Consider the following 21,965-nt stretch of genomic DNA (forward strand, 5'->3'; position numbering starts at 1 on the left):
CCGGAACGGCCGGAGGCGCGCCGGCATCTCGGTGGGCGGTGCCCGCCCGGAGGCGCCCTACCCGTACGGGTGGTGTTGCCGGCTTCCCCGCGTCCCCGTCGGCCGAAGCGACAGGCCGGCCCGCCCCACCTGCTTCCCATGACCGTTGCCCTGTCCCGTGCCGTCGCAGTATCAGAGTCGCGTCAAGACCGGGCGCGTAGTCGTTACCTGGGGCTTTTGTCCCCTTGGTCGGTCGGTAGGGTCGCAGCAGGTCCAGCCCGGTGGGGGCGGCCTTCACGTAAGACAATGGGGCCATGGCACGCGGCAAGCTACGGATATATCTCGGTGCGGCACCGGGCGTCGGCAAGACGTACGCGATGCTGTCCGAGGCACACCGGCGCGTGGAGCGGGGAACGGACGTCGTGGTGGCGTTCGTCGAGCACCACGGCCGGCCCCGCACCGAGGTCATGCTGCACGGCCTGGAGCAGATCCAGCGCCGGGAGCTGGAGTACCGCGACACCCGGTTCACCGAAATGGACGTCGATGCGGTGCTGGAACGCAAGCCTGCCGTGGCGCTCGTCGATGAGATGGCCCACACCAACGTGCCCGGTTCGCGCAACCAGAAGCGTTGGCAGGACATCGAGGAGCTGCTGGAAGCCGGGATCGATGTGATCTCGACGGTGAACATCCAGCACTTGGAGTCGCTCGGGGACGTCGTCGAGTCGATAACGGGTGTCCGGCAGCGCGAGACCGTTCCGGACGAGGTGGTCCGCCGGGCCGACCAGATCGAGCTGGTCGACATGACCCCGCAGGCTATCCGCCGGCGGATGGCCCACGGCAACATCTATCAGCCCGACAAGGTGGACGCCGCCCTCTCCAACTACTTCCGCCCGGGCAACCTCACGGCGTTGCGCGAACTGGCGCTGCTGTGGGTCGCCGACCGGGTGGACGAGTACCTCCAGGAGTACCGGGCCGAGCACTCCATCCGCTCCACCTGGCAGGCGCGGGAGCGGATCGTGGTGGGGCTGACGGGTGGGCCCGAGGGGCGGACGCTCATCCGTCGCGCCGCCCGGATGGCGGCCAAGGGCTCGGGCAGCGAGGTGCTCGCCGTCTACATAGCCCGCAGTGACGGGCTGACCTCGGCCTCGCCCAAGGAGCTCGCCGTCCAGCGGACCCTGGTCGAGGACCTGGGCGGGACGTTCCATCACGTCATCGGCGACGACATACCGAGCGCGCTGCTGGAGTTCGCGCGCGGCGTCAACGCCACCCAGATCGTGCTCGGGTCCAGCCGCCGCAAGGCCTGGCAGTACATCTTCGGGCCGGGCGTGGGCGCGACCGTCGCCCGCGACTCCGGACCCGACCTCGACGTGCACATCGTCACCCACGACGAGGTCGCCAAGGGCCGGGGGCTGCCGGTAGCGCGCGGTGCGCGGCTGGGCCGGACCCGGATCATCGCCGGCTGGCTCGTCGGCGTCGTCGGACCCGCGCTGCTCTCGCTGCTGCTGACCAGCATCGCCAACGGCCCCGGGCTCGCCAATGACGTCCTGCTGTTCCTGTTCCTGACCGTCCTGGCCGCGCTGCTCGGCGGACAGCTGCCGGCGCTGGCCTCGGCCGCGGTCGGCTCCCTGCTGCTGAACTTCTACTTCACCCCGCCCACCCACACCCTCACGGTCAGCGACCCCAAGAACATCGTCGCCATCGTGATCTTCTTCGCGGTGGCGGTGGCCGTCGCCTCTGTGGTGGACCTCGCCGCGCGCCGCACCCACCAGGCCGCCCGGCTGCGCGCCGAGTCGGAGATCCTCTCCTTCCTGGCGGGCAGCGTGCTGCGCGGCGAGACGACGCTGGACGCGCTGCTGGAGCGGGTGCGCGAGACCTTCGGCATGGAGACGGTGGCGCTGCTGGAGCGCAGCAGCGATGTCGCCCCGTGGACCTGTGCCGGCCGGGCCGGCGGCTCCGATGAGGCCCGGCCGCTGCTGCGGCCCGAGGACGCGGACGTCGACATGCCGGTGGGGGACCACATGGCGCTGGCGCTGACCGGCCGGGTGCTGCCGGCGGAGGACCGCCGGGTGCTGGCCGCGTTCGCCGCCCAGGCCGCCGTCGTACTGGACCGGCAGCGGCTGGTGGGCGAGGCCGAACGGGCCCGCGAACTGGCCGAGGGCAACCGCATCAGGACGGCGCTGCTGGCCGCGGTCAGCCACGACCTGCGCACCCCGCTGGCCGGCATCAAGGCCTCGGTCACCTCCCTGCGCTCGGACGACGTGGCCTGGTCCCCGGAGGACGAGGCGGAGCTGCTGGCCGGCATCGAGGCGGGCGCGGACCGACTGGACCACCTGGTGGGCAACCTGCTGGACATGTCCCGGCTGCAGACCGGCACGGTCACCCCGCTGATCCGTGAGATCGACCTCGACGAGGTGGTCCCGATGGCGCTAGGCGGCGTACCGGAGGGCAGCGTCACCCTCGACATCCCCGAGGAGCTGCCGATGGTCGCGGTCGACCCGGGGCTGCTGGAACGTTCGGTCGCCAACCTCGTCGAGAACGCCGTGAAGTACAGCCCGGACGGCGAGGTGGTGCTGGTCGCCGCCAGTGCGCTGGGCGAGCGGGTGGAGCTACGGATCGCCGACCGCGGCCCGGGCGTTCCCGACACCGCCAAGGACCGGATCTTCGAACCGTTCCAGCGCTACGGTGATGCCCCGCGCGGCGCCGGTGTGGGCCTGGGCCTGGCCGTGGCGCGCGGCTTCGCGGAGGCGATGGGCGGCACCCTCGCCGCCGAGGACACCCCCGGAGGCGGGATGACGATGGTCCTCACCCTCCGGGCCGCCGCCGGCCGGCCGCCGGTCAGGCCCGACCTTCCCGCCCAGGTCACGACATGACCCGGGCCGTACGGACCACACTCACCAGCCACCCCGCGGGCCCACCCCGTGCGGGGACGACACCACGAGGAGAACGCCAGTGAACCGGGTGCTTGTGGTCGATGACGAGCCGCAGATCGTCCGCGCCCTCGTGATCAACCTGAAAGCGCGCAAGTACGAGGTCGACGCCGCCCCCGACGGGGCCACCGCCCTCAAGCTCGCCGCCGCCCGCCACCCCGACGTCATCGTCCTTGACCTCGGCCTGCCCGATATGGACGGCGTCGAGGTGATCAAGGGACTGCGGGGCTGGACGCGGGTGCCGATCCTGGTGCTCTCCGCCCGGCAGACCTCCGACGAGAAGGTGGAGGCGCTGGACGCGGGCGCGGACGACTACGTCACCAAGCCCTTCGGCATGGACGAGCTGCTGGCCCGGCTGCGGGCGGCGGTGCGCCGGGCCGAGCCGACCGGCCCGGCCGACGACGAGGTGATCGTGGAGACCGAGGGCTTCACCGTCGACCTCGCCGCCAAGAAGGTCAACCGCGACGGCCGGGACATCCGCCTCACCCCCACGGAGTGGCACCTGCTGGAGGTCCTGGTCCGCAATGCCGGGCGGCTGGTCAGCCAGAAGCAGCTGCTCCAGGAGGTCTGGGGCCCCTCGTACGGCACCGAGACCAACTACCTGCGGGTCTACATGGCCCAGCTCCGCCGCAAGCTGGAGGGCGATCCCTCGCACCCGAAGCACTTCATCACCGAGCCGGGGATGGGTTACCGCTTCGAGCAGTGACGGGCCGGGCCGGGGGCCGGGGGACGGCTCCCGGGGGATGCCGTATCACCGAGCCCGGGTACGGACTCTCACCAAGCCGGGGACGGACTTCCACTTCGAGCAGTGACGGACGGGCCCCGACGCCGGGTGCGCGGGCCCACGGACCGGCCCGGACACCGTGATCCCGCGGTCCGGCCACCGGTACGCTGGGGCCATGAGTGCAGGTACCCGACCCGAGAAGCCGGCCGGTCGTTTCCGCCGGCTGCTCGACAGGCTGTCCTCCTCCGAGGAGGAGCTGCAGTCCGCCGAGCTGCAGCAGGACGCGGAGGACGCGGGGTGCACCCGTATCTCCGACTGCGACGACCGCCAGATAGTGAAGGTCACCGGCACCCTGCGGCATGTCACGCTGCGGCCGCGCGCCGGCGTGCCCGCGCTCGAAGCGGAGCTGTTCGACGGCTCCGCGGCGCTCGACGTGGTGTGGCTGGGCCGCCGCTCCATCGTCGGGATAGAGCCGGGCCGTAAGCTCATCGCCTCGGGCCGGGTCTCCTTGAGCCACGGACGCCGGGTGCTCTTCAACCCGAAGTACGAACTCCGACCGCTCGGACAGGAGTAGCCGGTGACGTCTTACGACCGACCGACCAGCGACGTGGACCCCCAGGGCACCGACGCTTCCGCAGAATCCCCGCCCCAGGAAGGTGCCGACGGCAGACAGGTGACCGAGGCGGCGCTGTTCGAGGCGTTCGGCGGCGTCCGCGGCATGGTGGAGACCGTCGTCCCCGGTCTGCTGTTCGTCGCGATCTTCACGGTCAACAAGGACCTGCACAGCTCGGCGATCGCCGCGCTGGCCGTCTCGCTGGTGCTCGCGGCCGTCCGGCTGGTCCGCAAGGACACCGTCAAGCACGCCTTCAGCGGTGTCTTCGGGGTGGCCTTCGGCGTGGTCTTCGCGATGATGACCGGCAACGCCAAGGACTTCTACCTGCCGGGCATGCTCTACACCCTCGGGCTGGCCCTGGCGTACCTCATCACCACCCTCGCCGGGGTCCCGCTGATCGGGCTGATGCTGGGCCCGGTGTTCAAGGAGAACCTCTCCTGGCGCACCCGCAACCCGGGCCGGAAGAAGGCATACGCCAAGGCCAGCTGGGCCTGGGGACTGATCCTGCTCGCCAAGTGCGCGATCCTCTTCCCGCTGTACTGGTGGGCGGACACCACCCAGCTGGGCTGGGTGCTGATCGCGCTGAAGATCCCGCCGTTCCTGCTCGCGGTCTACCTCACCTGGGTCTTCCTGGTGAAGGCGCCGCCGCCGATCGACGTCTTCGCCGAGATGGAGGCGAAGGAGAAGGCCGAGCAGGAGGCGGAGGAGCGCCGCCGCACCGAACGCCAGACGCTGGACCAGGCCGCCGGCGACCTCTACGGGGACGTCGGGCCGGAGGCCGCGACCGAGCCGCCCGCCGACCGTCCGCGGGGCCGGGCCCGGCACCGCCGCTGACGCCTCCGCACGGACCACGCGCCGGGGCCCGGGAACCGCTTGGTTCCCGGGCCCCGGCGCGTATGTGCGGCCTGCGGCCGGACGTCAGGCGTCCTCCCGCCGGACCGACAGCAGGTCCTCCAGCTGTTCCTCACGCGACTGGGCCGCTACGAACAGCAGCTCGTCGCCCGCCTCCAGTGCGTCGTCCTTGTTGGGCGTGAGCACCCGCGTGCCGCGGATGATGGTGACCAGCGAGGTGTCCTCGGGCCACTCCACATCGCCCACCCGGGTACCGGCCAGCGCCGCCTCGGGCGGCAGCGTCAGCTCGACGAGGTTGGCGTCGCCGTGGCTGAAGCGCAGCAGCCGCACCAGGTCGCCGACGCTCACCGCCTCCTCGACCAGCGCCGACATCAGACGCGGTGTCGAGACCGCGACGTCCACGCCCCACGACTCGTTGAACAGCCACTCGTTCTTCGGGTTGTTGACCCGCGCGACCACCCGGGGAACGCCGTACTCGGTCTTGGCGAGCAGCGAGACGACCAGGTTGACCTTGTCGTCGCCGGTCGCTGCGATCACGACGTTGCAGCGCTGCAGCGCCGCCTCGTCCAGCGAGGTGATCTCGCAGGCGTCGGCCAGCAGCCACTCCGCCAGCGGCACCCGCTCGACCGAGATGGCGGTCGGCGCCTTGTCGATAAGCAGGATCTCGTGCCCGTTCTCCAGCAGCTCACCGGCGATGGAACGGCCCACCGCGCCGGCGCCCGCAATGGCGACCCTCATGCGTGCGCCCCTTCCGGACCCGTGGCGAATGCCGCTTCTACCTTCTCGACCTCATCGGCGCGCATCATCACATGCACCAGGTCGCCCTCCTGCAGCACCGTCTGCGAGGTCGGCAGCATCGCCTCGCCCAGCCGGGTGAGGAAGGCGACGCGGACCCCGGTCTCCTCCTGCAGCGTGCTGATCTTGTGCCCGACCCAGGAGGGAGCGGTGTGCACCTCGGCGAGCTGGACCGCGCCGCTCGGGTCCCGCCACAGCGGCTCGGCCCCCGAGGGCAGCAGCCGGCGCAGCATCTGATCTGCCGTCCAGCGCACCGTGGCGACGGTCGGGATGCCCAGGCGCTGGTAGACCTCGGCGCGGCGCGGGTCGTAGATGCGCGCCGCGACGTTCTCCACACCGAACATCTCGCGGGCCACCCGGGCCGCGATGATGTTGGAGTTGTCGCCGCTGGAGACGGCCGCGAAGGCGCCCGCCTCCTCGATGCCGGCCTCCCGCAGGGTGTCCTGGTCGAAGCCGACGCCGGTCACCCGCCGGCCGCCGAAGGCCGAGCCCAGGCGGCGGAACGCGGTCGGGTCCTGGTCGACCACCGCGATGGTGTGCCCCTGGCTCTCCAGGGTCTGCGCGAGCGCGGAACCCACCCGCCCGCACCCCATGATGACGATGTGCATGCTGTTACCCCGTGCCCTGTACTAGCGCGCTGACCTGCACAAACACCCTGCTCACTACTTTCTACTCCCAGTACCGGCGACACGAGGACAGAGCTCGTGACACGGACCGGGGCGCGGCAGCGGCAGCGCCGGTCGCACCGCGGTCCGGTACAACCGTATCCGTAATGCCGCTTCCTGTAGGGGGCGCGGTGGGGAGGTCGTGGAGGCGGACCGGACCACGGGTGCGACGGCGTCCCACGCCGGGCTGCGCCGAGGGACGCACGTAAGGCACGCTACGAGGCGTGCCCAACCTGCCACTCCAGCCCCAACAGGGCTTCCCCACACCGCATATGGTCGTCTGCGGCGACGATGCGCTCGCACACCGGCTGGCCGCCGAGCTCCGGGACGTCTACGACGAACGGGTGACGCTGGTCGTCCCCTCCGCGCGGGAGCCGCACCGCCCCAGGATCCCCTCGCCGGCCCGCGCCCTAGGTCGGGCCACCGCACTGCTCGGCCGGGTCTCGGCAGCAATGGCGCGCACCACGCCGCCACCGCCGGAGGCGCCGACCGACGCTGAGGGGGAGGCACCGGAGCAGACCTTACGGATCCTGGAGTCCGCCCAGCCGGACGATGCGGCGCTGCACGCGGCGGGCATCACCGAGGCGGAGGCGCTGGCGCTGGTCTACGACGACGACGAGCTCAACATCCACGCCGCCCTGCGCGCCCGCCGGCTCAACCCCCGGCTGCGCCTGGTCATCCGGCTCTACAACCGCAAACTCGGTCAGCACCTGGAGGAGCTGCTGGACCAGGCCGCGGCGGTCGCGGCGGCCGCCGGGGAGGCAGTGGGCGGCAGCGGCCCCGGCAGCGACCCGGCCGACGACGCCTCCACCACCGTGCTGTCCGACGCCGACACCGTGGCCCCGGCCCTGGTGGCCACCGCGGTCGCCGGGACCAGCAAGGTCATTGAGGCGGACGGGCTGATGCTGCGGGCCGTGGAACGCATGCCCCAACCTCCAAGGCGGCCGGACGCCCCCGGGCTGTGCACCCTGGCGGTGCTCTCCGCCTCCGCAGCCGACCCTGCCGCGGCCGGTTCCCCGGCGGAGGCGCCGCGGAACGGCCTGACCGACGAGGGGCCGGTGATGCTGCCGGACGAGGCCGCCGCCTCGGCTGCCGCCGGTCGTGGCACCGTCGTCCTGGAGATCGTCTCCTATACGGGGCGGCGGGTGCGCCGTCGCGGGCTGCGCGGCCGGGGCGCCCCGCTGGCCTCGCTCTTCTCCCGGCGGCTGCGCTGGTCCCTGGCCGGCGTCGTCGGCGCGGTGCTGGCGCTGGCCGTCGCCGCCTGGCTCACCACCGGCGAGAAGCCCGTGCACGCCGCCTACCTCACCCTGCTGGACCTCTTCGCGATCAACGATCCGGCGGTCGACGAGCCGCTGCCCCGCAAGATCCTCCAACTGCTGTCCGGGCTGACCGGGCTGTTGCTGCTGCCGGTGCTGGTCGCCGCGGCGTTCGAAGGGCTGGGCACCTTCCGCAGCGCCTCGGCGCTCCGCCGCCCGCCGCGCGGCCTGTCGGGCCATGTGGTGCTGCTCGGCCTCGGCAAGGTCGGCACCCGGGTTCTGGCGCGGTTGCACGAGATGGGCATCCCCGTCGTCTGCATCGAGGGCGACCCCGAGGCGCGGGGCATCGCACTGGCCCGGCGGCTGCGGGTGCCCACCGTCCTGGGGGACGTCACACAGGAAGGCGTGCTGGAGGCCGCACTGGTCGAGCGGGCCGCCACCCTGCTCGCGCTGACCAGCTCGGACACCACGAATCTGGAGGCCGCCCTCTACGCCCGCTCGATCCACCCCCGGCTGCGGGTGACGCTGCGACTGTTCGACGACCGCTTCGCCACCGCTGTCTACCGCACCCTGCGCGCCGCCCACCCCCGGGCCCTGACCCGCAGCCGTAGCACCTCGTTCCTGGCCGCGCCCGCCTTCGCGGGCGCCATGATGGGCCGGCAGATCCTGGGGGCCATTCCGGTTGAGCGCCGGGTGCTGCTGGTCGCCCGGGTCGAGGTGCGCGGCCATGCCGCACTGGAGGGCCGTACGGTCGGCGAAGTCCTGCGGCCGGGCAGGCTGCGGGTGCTGGCGGTGGACACCTCGGCGCCCGACGACCCGGACCCGGAGGCCGCGGCCACCGCCGCACCCCAGGACAAGGACCGCGAGCCGGCCCGCCTGGTGCACGAACTGGGCGACGGCTACGTCCTGCGGCCTCAGGACCGGGTGCTGCTGGTCGCCACCCGCCAAGGGCTCGGTGACCTGCACTCCCGGCATGCGCGGGCGGTGGGCACGGGCGTGCCGGGGCCGACGTGACGAACGCCACGGAGCCCGGCCGGGGCGGCGGCCGAGGTGCGTACGGCGTGCAAATCCTGTGCAGGCGCCGCGCTGAGCTGGGCTTCGAGGCAGGCCAGGGGCGCTGTGGCGAGGAGCCCTCCTACCACTGGTACGGACAGTGGCTGGGCATGACCCTTGACGAACCCTTAGCATCCTCGGGTGTCCAAACTGACCGACGTGCCCAAACGGATCTTGATCGGGCGCGCACTGCGCAGCGACCGGCTGGGCGAGACCCTTCTCCCCAAGCGCATCGCACTCCCCGTCTTCGCCTCCGACCCGCTCTCCTCCGTGGCCTACGCGCCCGGCGAGGTGCTGCTCGTCCTGTCCGTCGCGGGGGTCTCTGCGTACAGCTTCAGCCCCTGGATCGCCGTCGCGGTCGTGGTGCTGATGTTCACCGTCGTCGCGTCGTACCGGCAGAACGTGCACGCCTACCCGAGCGGCGGCGGTGACTACGAGGTCGCCACCACCAACCTGGGCCCCAAGGCCGGCCTCACCGTCGCCAGCGCCCTGCTGGTCGACTACGTACTGACGGTAGCGGTCTCCATCTCCTCCGGAATCGAGAACCTGGGCTCGGCGATCCCGTTCGTCGTCGAGCACAAGACGCTCTGCGCGGTCCTGGTCATCGTCCTGCTGACCCTGATGAACCTGCGCGGGGTCAAGGAGTCCGGCAAGCTCTTCGCGATCCCCACGTACGTCTTCGTGGCCGGCGTCTTCATCATGATCGTCTGGGGCGTGATCCGCGCGGTGGTCCTGGGCCACTCCATGGAGGCGCCCACCGCCGGCTACACCATCCACGCCGAGCAGGGCGGCCTGGCCGGCTTCGCGCTGATCTTCCTCCTGCTGCGCGCCTTCTCCTCCGGCTGTGCCGCGCTCACCGGCGTCGAGGCCATCTCCAACGGCGTCCCCGCCTTCCGCAAGCCGAAGTCCAAGAACGCCGCCACGACCCTGGCCCTCATGGGCGGCCTGGCCGTCACCATGTTCTGCGGCATCATCGGCCTGGCCATGGCCACCCACGTCAGGATGGCCGAGAACCCCGCCACGGACCTGCTCGACCACGGCAAGCCGTTGGGCGCCGGATACACCCAGAACCCGGTGATCTCGCAGGTCGCCGAGGCGGTCTTCGGCAAGGGCAGCTTCCTGTTCGTCGTCCTCGCGGCCGCCACCGCACTGGTGCTGTTCCTCGCCGCCAACACCGCCTACAACGGCTTCCCGCTGCTCGGCTCGATCCTCGCCCAGGACCGCTACCTGCCCCGCCAGCTGCACACCCGAGGCGACCGGCTGGCGTTCTCCAACGGCATCGTGCTGCTGGCCGGCGCCGCGGCGATCCTGGTCTACCTCTACGGCGCGGACTCCACCCGCCTGATCCAGCTGTACATCGTCGGCGTCTTCGTCTCCTTCACCCTCAGCCAGACCGGCATGGTCCGACACTGGAACCGCCATCTGCTCACCGAGAAGGACCCGGCCAAGCGCAACCGGATGCACCGCTCCCGCGCCATCAACGCCTTCGGTGCCTTCTTCACCGGCCTGGTGCTGGTCGTCGTCCTCCTGACGAAGTTCACCCACGGCGCCTGGGTCGCCCTGCTCGGCATGGTCATCTTCTTTGTGACCATGTCCGCGATCCGCCGCCACTACGACCGGGTCGCCGACGAGCTCGCCGCCGACGACGACCCCGACGACGACGTCGTACGCCCCTCCCGGGTGCACTCCCTCGTCCTGGTCTCCAAGGTGCACAAGCCCACCCTGCGCGCCCTGAACTACGCCAAGCTGATGCGCACCGACACCCTCGAAGCGGTCAGCGTCGACGTCGACCACGCCGACACCAAGGCACTGCGGCAGGAGTGGGAGCGCCGCGGCATCGACGTACCGCTGAAGGTCCTGGCCTCCCCGTACCGGGAGATCACCCGCCCGATCATCGACCACGTCAAGTCGCTGCGCCGGGAGAGCCCGCGCGTCGCGGTCTCCGTCTACATCCCCGAGTACGTCGTCGGCCACTGGTACGAGCACCTGCTCCACAACCAGTCCGCGCTCCGCCTCAAGGGCCGCCTGCTGTTCACCCCCGGGGTCATGGTCACCTCCGTTCCCTGGCAGCTGGACTCTTCCGAGGCCGCCAAGCTGCGCGCCCGCAAGCGCGCGGAGTGGAACGCACCGGGTGCGGTGCGCCGTGGCCCGGTGGCCCAGCCGAAGAAGGAGAAGGCCGAGAAGGCCGCCGCCAAGAAGTAGGCGGTCGGCCCCCGCCGCGGGACCGGCTCCGGCCCCCGCCGGCGGGGGCCGGGGCACCGCACACGGGACGTAGAATTGACGGCTGGCCTCCCTCCGGAGGTCGGCCACCGTCCCCGCTCACCACCCACCTCAGGAGCCCTCCCGCCATGCAGGCAGAACCCAAGAAGTCGCTGGTCGGCGAGGAGTACGAGGTCGAGGTCGGCCCGGTGGCTCACGGCGGGCACTGCGTCGCCCGCACCGACGAGGGCCAGGTCCTCTTCGTCCGCCACGCCCTCCCCGGCGAGCGCGTCATCGCCCGGGTCACCGATGGCGAGGAGGGCGCCCGCTTCCTGCGCGCGGACGCCGTCGACATCCTTCAGGCCTCCAAGGACCGCATCGAGGCCCCCTGCCCGTTCTCCGGCCCCGGCCGCTGCGGCGGCTGCGACTGGCAGCACGCCAAGCCCGGCGCCCAGCGCCGCCTCAAGGGCGAGGTGGTGGCCGAGCAGCTGATGCGGCTGGCCGGGCTGACCCCCGAGGCGGCCGGCTGGGACGGCACCGTCGAGCCCGCCCCCGGCGACAAGGTCGCCAAGGGCGAGGTACCGGCCTGGCGCACCCGCGTCCAGTACGCCGTCGACAACGACGGCCGCGCGGGCCTGCGCAAGCACCGCTCGCACGACATCGAGCCGGTCACCCACTGCATGATCGCCGCCCCCGGTGTCTCCGAACTCGGCATCGAAAAGCGCGACTGGCCCCAGATGGACACCGTCGAGGCCATCGCCGCCACCGGCTCCCACGACCGCCAGGTCATCCTCACCCCGCGCCCCGGCGGCCGCCTTCCGATCGTCGAACTCGACAAGCCGGTCTCGGTCCTCCGCGTCAACGAGAAGGACGGCGGCGTCCACCGCGTCCACGGCCGCCCCTTCGTCCGCGAACGCGCCGCCGGCCGCACCTGGCGGGTCGGCAACGGAGGCTTCTGGCAGATCCACCCGAAGGCCGCCGACCTCCTGGTCGAGGCCGTCATGCAGGGCCTGATGCCGAAGAAGGGCGATATGGCCCTCGATCTCTACTGCGGCGTCGGCCTGTTCGCCGGGGCCCTCGCCGAACGCGTCGGGGACAAGGGCGCCGTCCTCGGCATCGAATCCGGCAAGCGCGCCGTCGAGGACGCCCGCCACAACCTCGCCGACCTCGACCGCGTCCGCATCGAACACGGCAAGGTCGACCGCATCCTCCCGCGCACCGGCATCACCGACGTCGACCTCGTCGTCCTCGACCCGCCCCGCGCCGGCGCCGGCAAGTCCACCGTCCACCACCTGGCCACCCTCACCCCCCGCCGCATCGCCTACGTCGCCTGCGACCCGGCGGCCCTGGCCCGCGACCTCAAGTACTTCGCCGAGGCGGGCTATGCGCCGCGGCGGATGCGGGTGTTTGATCTGTTTCCGATGACGCATCATGTGGAGTGCGTCGTGGTGCTGGAGAAGGCGGCAAAGGGCACCTGACCTGCGGTTTTGCGCGTGCGCATTATGTGCAGTGTGGGCGTTACGGGCGATATCTTGACGCTGAAATGACGCTCGTGACGCTCATTTGACGCTCGTCCTGATGGGTCGTCAGCTACTCTGTGTCGCTGGTCAGACGCCCTGCTGGCTGCGTGAGTACGGTGGGGCGTTGAGAGTCCGAGGCGCTGAGTGGAGTCGGCTGTACAGGTGTCCGGAACGCTCAGCAGGTTCTTCGTCTGCTGGTGGTACAGCGCTCATAGTGGTGCTGGCCTGTGGAAATGGCTGCTGTAACGGCCGTCTCTGGAGCGTTGGTCCGTGCATGGTCCGGATCTTGGCGTCAGCTACCTGATTGCCGGGCCATGGCGGCGGCAGCGCCAGGAAGGGTGACAGCCTCCAGGCCGCCGGCGCGTGATGAGGATCAGCGAGGCGTGGGGGAGGGGCCGGGAACCGCTGACATGTATGGGCATGGCGGTCTGGCCGTGTGCTGGGCGCGGTGCCTCTTTGGCTTCCATTGGCACCAGGTTGGTGGCCGTGTTGTGGGTGTAGCGGGTTGGCCAGCATCTTTGCAGCTCAGAGGTGGTGCAGGTCGGATTGGTACATGTGCATGTGTCGCCACCTGTCACCACCTCTGGTAGGACGCATGCTGACTCAATGCTGACTTTCCTGACGGTATGTCAGATACATCTGATGGTGCGTCACAGCGTCCTTCGTCTGACCTGGATTGGGGAACGGGTGGCCTCGGGCATCGAGCGGCTCTGCAGGCTCGATTTTCGGAGTTGGCTCGCCATTTAACGTCTTTCTTGGGAACGGGCTGGCTGACATTCCGAGGGGCGCTAGAAGCGGGATGGCTTATCTGCAGTGCACCTTCGTGAGCTTTGTATCCGCCGCTTCCCTGCGGCCCTAGGATTGCCTCATGGTGCAGAGGATTGTCGCCATTTTCACGGACGACCTCACGGGCGAAGAGGCGTATGAGCTGCTACCCACACCTTCGCTCTCAGGGTGTGTCGTATGAGATCGTCCTCGAACCCGGAACCCTACGGGCGGACGCTCGGGGCTTTCGGCCCTTCCGCTAAGGCGGCCCGGAAGGCTGGGAGGTCAAAGGGTAGGCAGCTGAGCGCTTGGCCAAGGCTGGAGAGGGTGCTGCAAGGATCTGTGCGTGGGCGAGGGAAATGGCTACGAGGTCAACGACCGCGGCCGAGTGCCTGCTGAAATCCGCGACGCCTTCCACAAGGCGCACTGGCAGACGTGAAGAGCTTGGAGCCCCCAGGGGCAGGGGTCTCTTCGCCATGTCTACTCGGGTGTGAGGTGCGGTGCCCGTGTGCTTGTTCTGTACGAGTTGCAGGCGACTGTAGGGGTGTCGCCGTGACAGTGGGCGTGTGGGGCAGAGCAGGTCTGATACCAGTATGCGCAGTCACTTGTTCACCGTGCCGACGTAGTGGCCGCCCGTCCATCTGGAATGGATCGGGGCGTCGCTGTGCATCACCGTTAGCTACCAAAGCGGAAGGTGATCCCGCCGAGCGAAATCGCCACCGCATCACGCGCCTCGTTTGCCTTGCATCGCCGGCACCACTCCGGACTCCGCCATAGTTGGCGGATCAGATGCCACATTGCCGACCGCGCCCTATTAGGCGGCTATCCTTGAACAGTGTCGGCAAGTCGCCCGTCTGTGTTGGCTTCCGGCTCTCGGTCAACAAGGTCTTCATCACTGCCCGCTGCGTCGACGGCCAAGACGCTGGCAAGCCGGACGTGCAATATGGCGGCACGGAGTGTGGAAAGCTGCCTTTTAAAGCGAGGTCTCGGAGATCAGCATCAACCGTTTCAACGTCCGTCTTCGCCACTCGGCCCTGCGCGATGTGTATCTGCGCCAGGTGATCAGAGTCAGATGGCGAGTATCCGGACGATAGGTCCTGTCACCGTGTCCACTGTGAACGCAGTCTCGAGCGTGGTGAACAGCAGGTAGGGCACATTCATGTCCCAGCCTTCGATTGCGAACCGGTCGGGGGCTTCCGGATCGTATTGGACCGTGACGCGCTGCCAACCCGAGCTTGAAGTAACTGGCCGCCGCAGGGTGACCCTGCACGCCCTGGCCCCAAACACGCACCAGTCCTCGCCCGCATCCACAGCAGCTCCTCCGGTCCGGCACACCACCGGCATGGCGGATCACCTCCGCCGCTCGCGCGGAGAGCAAGCCGCTTGGCTGCTGGCGGCCGCCACCATCGCCGGCCCGCCTCCGCCTTCGCGGAGAACTCGGCGGCTTTGACATTCGTTCACCATCGAACCTTTTGTCACACACTCGTCACATGCTCTCCATGGCGTCGACACGGTGACGAGACGCTGCAAAGCTCAGCGGACCATCCCAAACAAGGGGGACTTTTGACTCGCACCATCACACGTCCGGCGCTTCGTATCCGAAGCGCGTTGGCCGCCGTTGTGCTTAGCGCCGCCGTCATCGCACCCGTAGCCGTCGGCACAGGCACGGCTCAGGCCGCCACAGTCCACTGTGCCCACCACACCACTGGCACTTGCGGCACCCACATCAAGCACCCCAAGGGCGTTATGGCCAAGTGCAAAGACGGCACCTGGTCGTACTCGAAGCACTTCTCCGGCACCTGCTCCCACCACCGCGGCGTGAAGTACTGGTTCAAGTAAGCCAGCCCGACGCGTGCAGCGTTGGCGTACCGGCACCTCGATTGCGCTATCGACGGGCAACCGGCAGCTGTATGCCGGTTGCCCTGGCCAGCTCAAACCTACCTCCGGCTGCGCGGAGAACTCATCTGCGTCATTCCCATGAAGCGCACCTCGAACGGCTCACCTCCGCCTGCGCGGAGATGACGCATCCAGGATGTCTGGTTCATGCGCCCTGGCCGGCTCACCTCCGCCTGCGCGGAGATGACCTTCGCGACCTGCGGCGTTAGAAGTGCTTTGCCAATTCGTGATTCAAGGAACGCCGGTCATGCACCCGCCTGAATCTACCGGGGCCGCACGGCCTCGCGCAGGCACTGACCGGCGCACGGCCGCACACCTCCTTTGTCGCCGCGGCGGGCAGGCCCGCACAGTGCCGTTGAGGACTGCCGCGGCCCACCTCCGCCTGCGCGGAGAGCACCTTCGTGTTGGTCATCCCGTGTCACCCGGCGATCCGCGCGTGACGGACGTCTACCCAGTGTTCGTACCGGAAGCCGCCCTCCTTTCAGGAGATCAAACGGCCAATTCGGACCAGATCAACTGAGATCTGAGGCAACCGAGTGTCTCCAATGATCTGTCGCCGCAGGTCAGGAACCTGCTCGCAGACCTGATCATTTGAGACGGGACACCCGGCTTGGGCGCCGCGTGAATGGAACTGATGAGCCCATGGGGCGTAAGGGAAAGCCCCTAATGCTCCAGCAGTGGGGCGATCTTCCAGCAGTGGAGATCTTTTGAAAGCTGCGCGCGGCGCGTGTCGGGCAGGCCGTGGACGGCGACCGTTTGCAGTGTCTCGGGGCTGTTGGAGGTCTCAGCGTCTGAGGCGATGATTCCGGGCCAGTCGCCGCATGACCAGTACAGGCGATGCCGTCCGGGCGCCAGGGGGAGGACCCCTACCAGATTCGCCCTGTCTGTCGAGTGCATCGTCTCTGGGGCCAGGACAGCCGGTTCCTGCTGTTCCTGGTCTCCTCGGATGTCGAGGAGGTCAAGGGTCAGGGACGGCATCTGCGACAGGTCGCCTTCGTCGTCGCGGTAAAAGGTCCGGTAGAAGGGGTCTGCGGTCTGGGCGGCCCGCACGATCTGGAGGACTTCGCCGGCAGCGATGATGATCTCGTCCTGGATCAGGGGGATTTCGTAGACATTCAGGTCCGGTGCACACGCGTCCTTCGTGCCGACGGCAACGCAGACCGCTTCCTCCCCGCCCTGTGGTGGGAGTACTCCCCGCATGTAGGTGTTCCCGTGCACCGGGAGGGACAGGTGGCGCAGGACCAGGTGGACCACCTGTGTCTGTATGCGGGTGCTGTAGAGAGAGGAGGAAGGCGTCAACGTCGACTCCGATCAGCAGATCAGACGGATTCGGTCACACCCCGCATTTGGCGCGGCGGACCTTGGTTACGGCCTTCACTGGGGTGTCGGCGACGCCGATGATGTCAGTGCCGATGACGCTGCCCCGCTCGCGCGGAGAGCACGTGCCATTCCCCCAACACCCCCACAGCGTTCACCGGCCCACCTCTGCTCGCGCGGAGAGCACTCACGTGCGGTTCCGACGAGCTCGGGATGCAGCGGTGCACCTCCGCTCGCGCGGAGACCACTGCTGTTCAGGTGGCTGGGCCTGTGGTGGCGGCTTCTGTCTGCAGACCGTGAGAGGTGACCAGGCGGGCGCTTCCGTCAGCCAGTCGGTAGGACAGGCCCACTACGGCCGTGCGTCCGGCGGCAACTTGGTCGGCGAGGGCCCGGGAGCGGTCCAGGAGCAGGTCGACGGTGTGCCGAATGTGTTCGGCGATGATGTCGTCGTCGCTGGTGAGCCCGGCTGCGTGAGCGGCCAGGACGCTGGGGGTGACGCGTTCGATGACGTCGCGTACGTACCCGGTGGCGGCGACGCCATCGGACAGGGCTGCACGGGTGGCTGCGACCGCGCCGCACGAGTCGTGGCCGAGCACCACGACCAGCGGGCAGTCCAGCACGCTCACCCCGTACTCGATGCTGCCCAACACCTCCGGACCCGCGACATGGCCCGCGGTGCGGACCACGAACAGGTCGCCCAGGCCCTGGTCGAAGATGATCTCGGCGGCCAGGCGTGAGTCGGAGCAGCCGAAGAGCACGGCGAAGGGGCGCTGGCCGGGGGCCGTCTGGGCACGGCGTGCGGCATCCTGGTTCGGGTGCTCTGGGGCGCCGGCAACGAAGCGCTGATTGCCGGCCAGCAGCAGCTCGACCGCTTCGGAGGGGGACGGAGGCGGGGCGTCAGTCATGCCAGCAGGCTACGGCCGACCCCAACCCGCCGCAGTACCGGGGCCGCCAAAGGCAGGCACAGGTGCAGCACCTGCTGACATCACCAGCGGTACCGGTGTCCGGGAACAGCGCCACCAGCTCAAGCTCTCACGCCGCATAGCTGTCTGCATGGATCGCGGTGATGCCGCGTGCGCGGGCTTGCTGGCTGGTGGACGGCATCGCCTGACTGGCTTCCACACAGGGCGTCCGCGGCTGCGTTTGGGCAGGCTGAGGGTATGCCCGAGTCTCTGCCTCTCATCGTGGTGCACCCGCCGAGCCCCTCCGGGGGCCGTTGGGTTCGTGTCGCTGATGTGGACTGCGGTGTTGCTTACGGTGTGGTGGATCTGCTGGAGTTCCTGCGCCGAGCCGGTCTGGACCCCGAGGAAGTTCGGCTGAACGACCCGGCGATCAAATGGCGCGGGGGCGGGCCCCATGTCTGGGGCACTGAAGCCGTCTGACCGTACGGCAGGCACGTAATGCGCTCTGGCTCCGCCGAGCGGACTGCGGGTTCTTCGGCGCGGGCGTCGTGTCCGACGCTGCCTCTCCTCGGGGGCGGTTCCCCGTGGTGGCCCGCTGCCGGAGCGGGCGCGGTAGTCGGTCTCTGGGGCCAGGCTGGGGCCATGGGGAAACATCCTCCTCTCCGTATCTGTCCGCCTGCCAGCAGTGGAGGACGCCCGGTGCTCCTCGGCGGCGTGGCGCTGGGTGTGGCCTGCAGCCGCGATGATCTGCACAAGCTTCTGCGCCAGGCCGGCATCGACGAAGAGTTCGTTGCCCTCGATGACGACAGGCTGATCGACTGGGAGGGCGGCGGGCCGGACGTGTGGGACTGAAATCAGGCGTCCCGAGCCGGGGCAGTCTCACGGTGCTCCTCCCGCGCGCTGACAGCGGTACTACGCCATCTGCCTTCTGCGTCGCGCAGGGGCCCGGAACCCCGTGAGGTCATGGGGATACCACTCCGGCCGGAGCCTGACCGCACACGCCCCAAGGAGAACAGATGGCAGCCTGCGATGTCTGCGGCAACGACTACACGATGGCCTTCGAGGTCCACATGGTCGGCGGCGCCGCCTACACCTTCGACAGCCTCGAATGCGCGGCGCACAAACTCGCTCCCCTCTGCGACCACTGCGGCTGCCGCATCCTGGGCCACGGCCACCAGACCGACGGAAAGTTCTTCTGCTGCGCCCACTGCGCCCGCGCCAAGGGCCACACCGCGCTCACCGACCACGCATGAACGACCACGGCCTCGTCCCCGCGACCAGCGTTCGCGCGGCGCGCAGCCACGGCAGTAGGGCTCAGCATCGCCGGCGCGCGGCGCGGTACCGCTCTGAGGAGGCAGCCGTGAAGCAACGGCGCACCGGCGCGGAGCCGGTGACCGCCCAGGGTCCTGTGCGATTGCGGCGGACCTTGGCGCCGGCGCGGTGGTGCTCCTCGTCGCACTGAGCTGCGGTTAGCGATCGCAGTTCGTGGAGCGCCCGTCACCCGGAGCGCACTGGAGGTGGACTTGTCTTGATCATTCCGTCGTCCTTGGCCTGGAGGTCTTGATCGTCTGGGAGGGCTGCGGGCCGGACGTGTGGGTGGAACGGTTAGCGCCTCAGGCCGCGGCCGCGGTGCGTATACGCGTTCGCCTCTCGGTGCTCACGGCAGCGGTGTTCCGCCGGTGGCGTTGACGATCTCGGCGGTGATGTAGCTGGCCTGCGGGGAGGCGAGAAAGACGTAGGCGGGGGCCATTTCCGCGGGCTGGGCCGGTCGTCCGAGGGGGGCTTGTTTGCCTAAGGTGGTGGTGTCCGGCATGGTCGCTGGGATCAGCGGTGTCCATACCGGGCCGGGAGCTACCGCGTTCACGCGGATGCCGTCGGAGGCCAGCATCTGTGCCAGTCCCTGGGTGAAGGTGACGATGGCCCCCTTTGTGGTGGCGTAGTCGAGCAGGTGAGGGCTGGGTTTGTATGCCTGGACCGAAGCGGTATTGATGATGCAGCCACCGGCGGGGATGTGCGGCAGCGCCATTTTGGACAGCCAGAACATCCCGTAGAGGTTGGTGCGCATCACCCGGTCGAACTGCTCGGTGGTGATGGCCTGGATCCCGTCGGGCTGTGACATCTGGTACGCCGCGTTGTTCACCAGGATGTCGATCCGGCCGAACTCGGTGACGGCACGCTCGACGAGCAGCCGGCACTGCTCCTCCTCCCGGATGTCGCAGGCGATCGGTACGGCGCTGCGGCCTGCTTCGGTGACGAGTCGCGTGGTCGCTGCCGCTTCGTCCTCTTCGGCGGGCAGGAAGGTGAAGAGCACATCCGCGCCCTCCCGGGCGAACGCCAAGGCGACGGCCCGGCCGATGCCGGAGTCTCCTCCGGTGATCACCGTCTTGCGTCCTTCGAGGAGGCCGCTGCCCCGGTAGGACTCCTCGCCGTGATCGGGCGGCGGGTCCATCGGCCCCGTCCAGCCCGGGTGGCTCTGGTCCTGCTGCGGGAACTCAGGCTGCGGATGCTTGCTGACCGGGTCCTCGGGGTCCCGTTCTTCAGCCGCCATGTCGACCTCCTGCTGCGTTCAACCATCGGCCGCGCTCGCCCGGCCTCGTGCAACCGCACCCGGCATACGGTGGGCTGCGGCTTCAGGGGGTGAGGACTGTCTTGATCATTCCGTCGTCCTTGGCCTGGAAGGTCTTGTACGCCTGGGGGCCGTCTTCGAGGGGGAGCGTGTGGGTGGCGAAGTGGTCGACGCCCAGCACGTCCTCGTCGTTGAGCAGGGGCAGGATGTCGTCGACCCAGTGCTTGACGTTGGCCTGGCCCATCCTGAGCTGGATCTGCTTGTCGAACAGGGTCAGCATGGGCACGGGGTCGACGGCGCCGCCGTAGACGCCGATCAGGGAGATGGTGCCCCCTCGACGCACGGCGTCCACGGCCGTGTTGAAAGCCGTCATGCTGTCCACACCCGCCCTGGCCATGAGCCGTTCGCCGAGGGCGTCGGGCAGCAATGAGGCCATGTTCTGCGCGGCGCGCGTGAGCGGGGCGCCGTGAGCCTCCATACCGACCGCCTCGATGACGGAGTCCGTGCCGCGCCCGTCGGTCAGGCGCCGGATCTCCTCCGCAAGGCCCTTGCCGTGCTCGTTCAGGTCGAGGGTGTGGACACCGCGTTCCCGGGCCCGTGCGAGGCGTTCGGGGACCAGGTCGACGCCGATGACCTTGCTTGCGCCTTGGTGGAGGGCGATGCGGGCGGCCATGTCGCCGATGGGGCCGAGTCCGAGGACGGTGACGCTGCCGCCCGGCGGGATGGCGGCGTAGGCGACGGCCTGCCAGGCCGTGGGCAGGACGTCGGAGAGGTAGACGAACCGCTGGTCCGGCGGACCTTTCGGGACCTTGATGGGGAGCGTGTTGCCGAACGGCACCCGCAGGAGTTCGGCCTGCCCGCCGGGGACTTGGCCGTAGAGCTTGGTGAATCCGAAGAGGGAGGCGCCCATTCCCCGGTCGGTGACCTGGGTGGTCTCGCACTGTGATTGAAGGCCGCGTCGGCACATCCAGCACGTGCCGCAGGAGACGTTGAACGGAACAACCACGCGGTCGCCGACCGAGACCTCGGTGACCTCGGGGCCGGTCTCCTCGACGATGCCCATGGGCTCGTGCCCGAGGATGTCTCCGGGGTCGAGGTAGGGGCCGAAGATCTCGTAGAGGTGCAGATCCGACCCGCAGATGCCCGTGGAGGTGACACGCACGATGATGTCGGTCGGATCCTGGATTTTCGGGTCGGGGACCGTCTCCACACGCACGTCTCGTTTTCCGTGCCAGGTCAGAGCTCTCATCGCTACTCCTCGCCAGTACCCCCGGCAAATGGCTCCCCGCTACCACCATGCGTCCGCCCCCGGGCATACGCAGCGAAGCACAGACAGTGCGCGCCCGGCCACTTTCCGCATCTCCTTGCAGTCTCTGGCTGGGATGCGAAGGCTCCGGAAGGTATCCAGGCTGGAGGTAGGCGGCGCGGGCCCTTAAGCCACGGCGATCCGGATCGCGGCACGGCCCGCGGTGCCCCGGAGCAGGAGGCGACATGTCCAAGGACCGGAAGTCCTCGCACCCGGAAATGGGCGAGGGCCCCAGCAGGCACAAGGGTAGCGAACAGCACGGGTGGTCGCCGGACGTCGACGAGACCCGTCAGCAGGAGAACAAGAGCGCGCACCGGTCCTTCCACCCGGAGCGCTACGCCCCCGAGGCGGACCGCAGCAAGGAGGGCACGGGGCAGGAGAAGGTGCCGCCGGCGAGCGAGGTGAAGAGCGAGACCAAGGGCGGCGAACGCCGCGCCGAGGAGTCCGACGAGAAGGGCATGCGCAAGACCGGCACCAAGGGGCGCTCGCGCCGGCCGACCGGCACCAAGGATGCCGAGGCGCACACCGGCGTGGACCCGCAAAACCCGTGACAGCGGGGCCAGCCGGGGCCGTCAGCGCCGGTGCAGCAGACCGTCCTCCTCGCGCTGGGCGAAGCCGGAGTGTCACAGC

General features: G+C 69.5%; 18 protein-coding genes. 12 read left to right on the forward strand and 6 right to left on the reverse strand.

Going from position 1 to position 21,965, the window contains the following annotated elements:
• The first annotated feature begins 293 nt into the window (after positions 1 to 293).
• The 4 genes from AB0G84_RS31115 to AB0G84_RS31130 all read left to right on the forward strand — a co-directional run bounded on the left by AB0G84_RS31115 (position 294) and on the right by AB0G84_RS31130 (position 5,077).
• Positions 294 to 2,849, forward strand: a complete 2,556-nt coding sequence (locus AB0G84_RS31115) for a sensor histidine kinase KdpD (RefSeq protein WP_361328168.1) — start codon at positions 294 to 296, stop codon at positions 2,847 to 2,849.
• Between the two features lie 79 nt (positions 2,850 to 2,928).
• Positions 2,929 to 3,612, forward strand: coding sequence for a response regulator (locus tag AB0G84_RS31120; protein WP_361328171.1), 684 nt, complete (start codon positions 2,929 to 2,931; stop codon positions 3,610 to 3,612).
• 193 nt (positions 3,613 to 3,805) lie between these two features.
• A complete protein-coding gene (locus AB0G84_RS31125) occupies positions 3,806 to 4,204 on the forward strand; it encodes an OB-fold nucleic acid binding domain-containing protein (RefSeq protein WP_361328174.1) in 399 nt (132 codons plus the stop codon).
• A gap of 99 nt (positions 4,205 to 4,303) precedes the next feature.
• Complete coding sequence (locus AB0G84_RS31130; protein WP_361328352.1) at positions 4,304 to 5,077, forward strand: DUF3159 domain-containing protein; 774 nt, start codon at positions 4,304 to 4,306, stop codon at positions 5,075 to 5,077.
• An 84-nt stretch (positions 5,078 to 5,161) separates the two neighbouring features.
• On the opposite strand, the gene AB0G84_RS31135 is transcribed toward AB0G84_RS31130, so the two are convergent.
• Complete coding sequence (locus tag AB0G84_RS31135; protein ID WP_361328177.1) at positions 5,162 to 5,833, reverse strand: TrkA family potassium uptake protein; 672 nt, start codon at positions 5,831 to 5,833, stop codon at positions 5,162 to 5,164.
• On the reverse strand, positions 5,830 to 6,498 hold the full coding sequence (locus tag AB0G84_RS31140) for a TrkA family potassium uptake protein (protein WP_361328180.1): 669 nt from the start codon (positions 6,496 to 6,498) through the stop codon (positions 5,830 to 5,832). The genes AB0G84_RS31135 and AB0G84_RS31140 overlap by 4 nt, the downstream gene beginning before the upstream one ends.
• 329 nt (positions 6,499 to 6,827) lie before the next feature.
• Here AB0G84_RS31140 and AB0G84_RS31145 point away from each other — a divergent pair, with 329 nt between their 5' ends.
• The 4 genes from AB0G84_RS31145 to AB0G84_RS31160 all read left to right on the forward strand — a co-directional run bounded on the left by AB0G84_RS31145 (position 6,828) and on the right by AB0G84_RS31160 (position 15,187).
• A complete protein-coding gene (locus AB0G84_RS31145) occupies positions 6,828 to 8,825 on the forward strand; it encodes an NAD-binding protein (protein WP_361328355.1) in 1,998 nt (665 codons plus the stop codon).
• Between the two features lie 180 nt (positions 8,826 to 9,005).
• Positions 9,006 to 11,066 carry an APC family permease gene (locus AB0G84_RS31150; RefSeq protein ID WP_361328182.1) on the forward strand — a complete coding sequence of 687 codons (2,061 nt, stop codon included), beginning with the start codon at positions 9,006 to 9,008 and terminating at the stop codon, positions 11,064 to 11,066.
• Positions 11,067 to 11,212: 146 nt separating this feature from the next.
• Positions 11,213 to 12,541, forward strand: a complete 1,329-nt coding sequence (locus AB0G84_RS31155) for a class I SAM-dependent RNA methyltransferase (protein WP_361328184.1) — start codon at positions 11,213 to 11,215, stop codon at positions 12,539 to 12,541.
• A gap of 2,427 nt (positions 12,542 to 14,968) precedes the next feature.
• Positions 14,969 to 15,187 (forward strand): DUF3761 domain-containing protein, encoded by a 219-nt coding sequence (locus AB0G84_RS31160; RefSeq protein ID WP_361328358.1) that lies wholly within the window; start codon positions 14,969 to 14,971, stop codon positions 15,185 to 15,187.
• Positions 15,188 to 15,907: 720 nt separating this feature from the next.
• Here AB0G84_RS31160 and AB0G84_RS31165 read toward each other — a convergent pair.
• Positions 15,908 to 16,498, reverse strand: coding sequence for a hypothetical protein (locus tag AB0G84_RS31165; protein WP_361328187.1), 591 nt, complete (start codon positions 16,496 to 16,498; stop codon positions 15,908 to 15,910).
• A gap of 317 nt (positions 16,499 to 16,815) precedes the next feature.
• Entirely contained in the window at positions 16,816 to 17,466 is a 651-nt protein-coding gene (locus tag AB0G84_RS31170) for a carbonic anhydrase (protein ID WP_361328190.1), read from the reverse strand.
• Positions 17,467 to 17,721: 255 nt separating this feature from the next.
• On the opposite strand from AB0G84_RS31170, the gene AB0G84_RS31175 reads away from it, so the two are divergent.
• The 3 genes from AB0G84_RS31175 (at position 17,722) to AB0G84_RS31185 (ending at position 18,716) form a co-directional block, all read left to right on the forward strand.
• Positions 17,722 to 17,943 carry a hypothetical protein gene (locus AB0G84_RS31175; protein ID WP_361328193.1) on the forward strand — a complete coding sequence of 74 codons (222 nt, stop codon included), beginning with the start codon at positions 17,722 to 17,724 and terminating at the stop codon, positions 17,941 to 17,943.
• Between the two features lie 219 nt (positions 17,944 to 18,162).
• Entirely contained in the window at positions 18,163 to 18,315 is a 153-nt protein-coding gene (locus AB0G84_RS31180; protein ID WP_361328196.1) for a hypothetical protein, read from the forward strand.
• A 164-nt stretch (positions 18,316 to 18,479) separates the two neighbouring features.
• Entirely contained in the window at positions 18,480 to 18,716 is a 237-nt protein-coding gene (locus AB0G84_RS31185; protein WP_361328199.1) for a hypothetical protein, read from the forward strand.
• Between the two features lie 404 nt (positions 18,717 to 19,120).
• Here AB0G84_RS31185 and AB0G84_RS31190 read toward each other — a convergent pair whose 3' ends face one another.
• Together AB0G84_RS31190 and AB0G84_RS31195 are read right to left on the reverse strand one after the other, a co-directional pair.
• Positions 19,121 to 20,011, reverse strand: a complete 891-nt coding sequence (locus tag AB0G84_RS31190; RefSeq protein WP_361328202.1) for an SDR family oxidoreductase — start codon at positions 20,009 to 20,011, stop codon at positions 19,121 to 19,123.
• 82 nt (positions 20,012 to 20,093) lie between these two features.
• Positions 20,094 to 21,278, reverse strand: a complete 1,185-nt coding sequence (locus AB0G84_RS31195; protein ID WP_361328204.1) for a zinc-dependent alcohol dehydrogenase — start codon at positions 21,276 to 21,278, stop codon at positions 20,094 to 20,096.
• A gap of 242 nt (positions 21,279 to 21,520) precedes the next feature.
• On the opposite strand from AB0G84_RS31195, the gene AB0G84_RS31200 reads away from it, so the two are divergent.
• Complete coding sequence (locus AB0G84_RS31200) at positions 21,521 to 21,886, forward strand: hypothetical protein (protein WP_361328207.1); 366 nt, start codon at positions 21,521 to 21,523, stop codon at positions 21,884 to 21,886.
• The last annotated feature ends 79 nt before the right edge of the window (positions 21,887 to 21,965 follow it).

It is taken from the genome of Streptomyces sp. NPDC020742, from assembly GCF_040641675.1.
Classification (GTDB): Bacteria; Actinomycetota; Actinomycetes; order Streptomycetales; family Streptomycetaceae; genus Streptomyces.

What these genes read in the sequence shown, in the direction of transcription:
- AB0G84_RS31115 (WP_361328168.1), top strand. Translation starts at nt 294, where the DNA reads ATGGCACGCGGCAAGCTACGGATATATCTCGGTGCGGCACCGGGCGTC.
- AB0G84_RS31125 (WP_361328174.1), top strand. Translation starts at nt 3,806, where the DNA reads ATGAGTGCAGGTACCCGACCCGAGAAGCCGGCCGGTCGTTTCCGCCGG.
- AB0G84_RS31135 (WP_361328177.1), bottom strand. Translation starts at nt 5,833, where the DNA reads ATGAGGGTCGCCATTGCGGGCGCCGGCGCGGTGGGCCGTTCCATCGCC.
- AB0G84_RS31140 (WP_361328180.1), bottom strand. Translation starts at nt 6,498, where the DNA reads ATGCACATCGTCATCATGGGGTGCGGGCGGGTGGGTTCCGCGCTCGCG.
- AB0G84_RS31145 (WP_361328355.1), top strand. Translation starts at nt 6,828, where the DNA reads ATGGTCGTCTGCGGCGACGATGCGCTCGCACACCGGCTGGCCGCCGAG.
- AB0G84_RS31155 (WP_361328184.1), top strand. Translation starts at nt 11,213, where the DNA reads ATGCAGGCAGAACCCAAGAAGTCGCTGGTCGGCGAGGAGTACGAGGTC.
- AB0G84_RS31170 (WP_361328190.1), bottom strand. Translation starts at nt 17,466, where the DNA reads ATGACTGACGCCCCGCCTCCGTCCCCCTCCGAAGCGGTCGAGCTGCTG.
- AB0G84_RS31175 (WP_361328193.1), top strand. Translation starts at nt 17,722, where the DNA reads ATGCCCGAGTCTCTGCCTCTCATCGTGGTGCACCCGCCGAGCCCCTCC.
- AB0G84_RS31185 (WP_361328199.1), top strand. Translation starts at nt 18,480, where the DNA reads ATGGCAGCCTGCGATGTCTGCGGCAACGACTACACGATGGCCTTCGAG.
- AB0G84_RS31190 (WP_361328202.1), bottom strand. Translation starts at nt 20,011, where the DNA reads ATGGCGGCTGAAGAACGGGACCCCGAGGACCCGGTCAGCAAGCATCCG.
- AB0G84_RS31195 (WP_361328204.1), bottom strand. Translation starts at nt 21,278, where the DNA reads ATGAGAGCTCTGACCTGGCACGGAAAACGAGACGTGCGTGTGGAGACG.
- AB0G84_RS31200 (WP_361328207.1), top strand. Translation starts at nt 21,521, where the DNA reads ATGTCCAAGGACCGGAAGTCCTCGCACCCGGAAATGGGCGAGGGCCCC.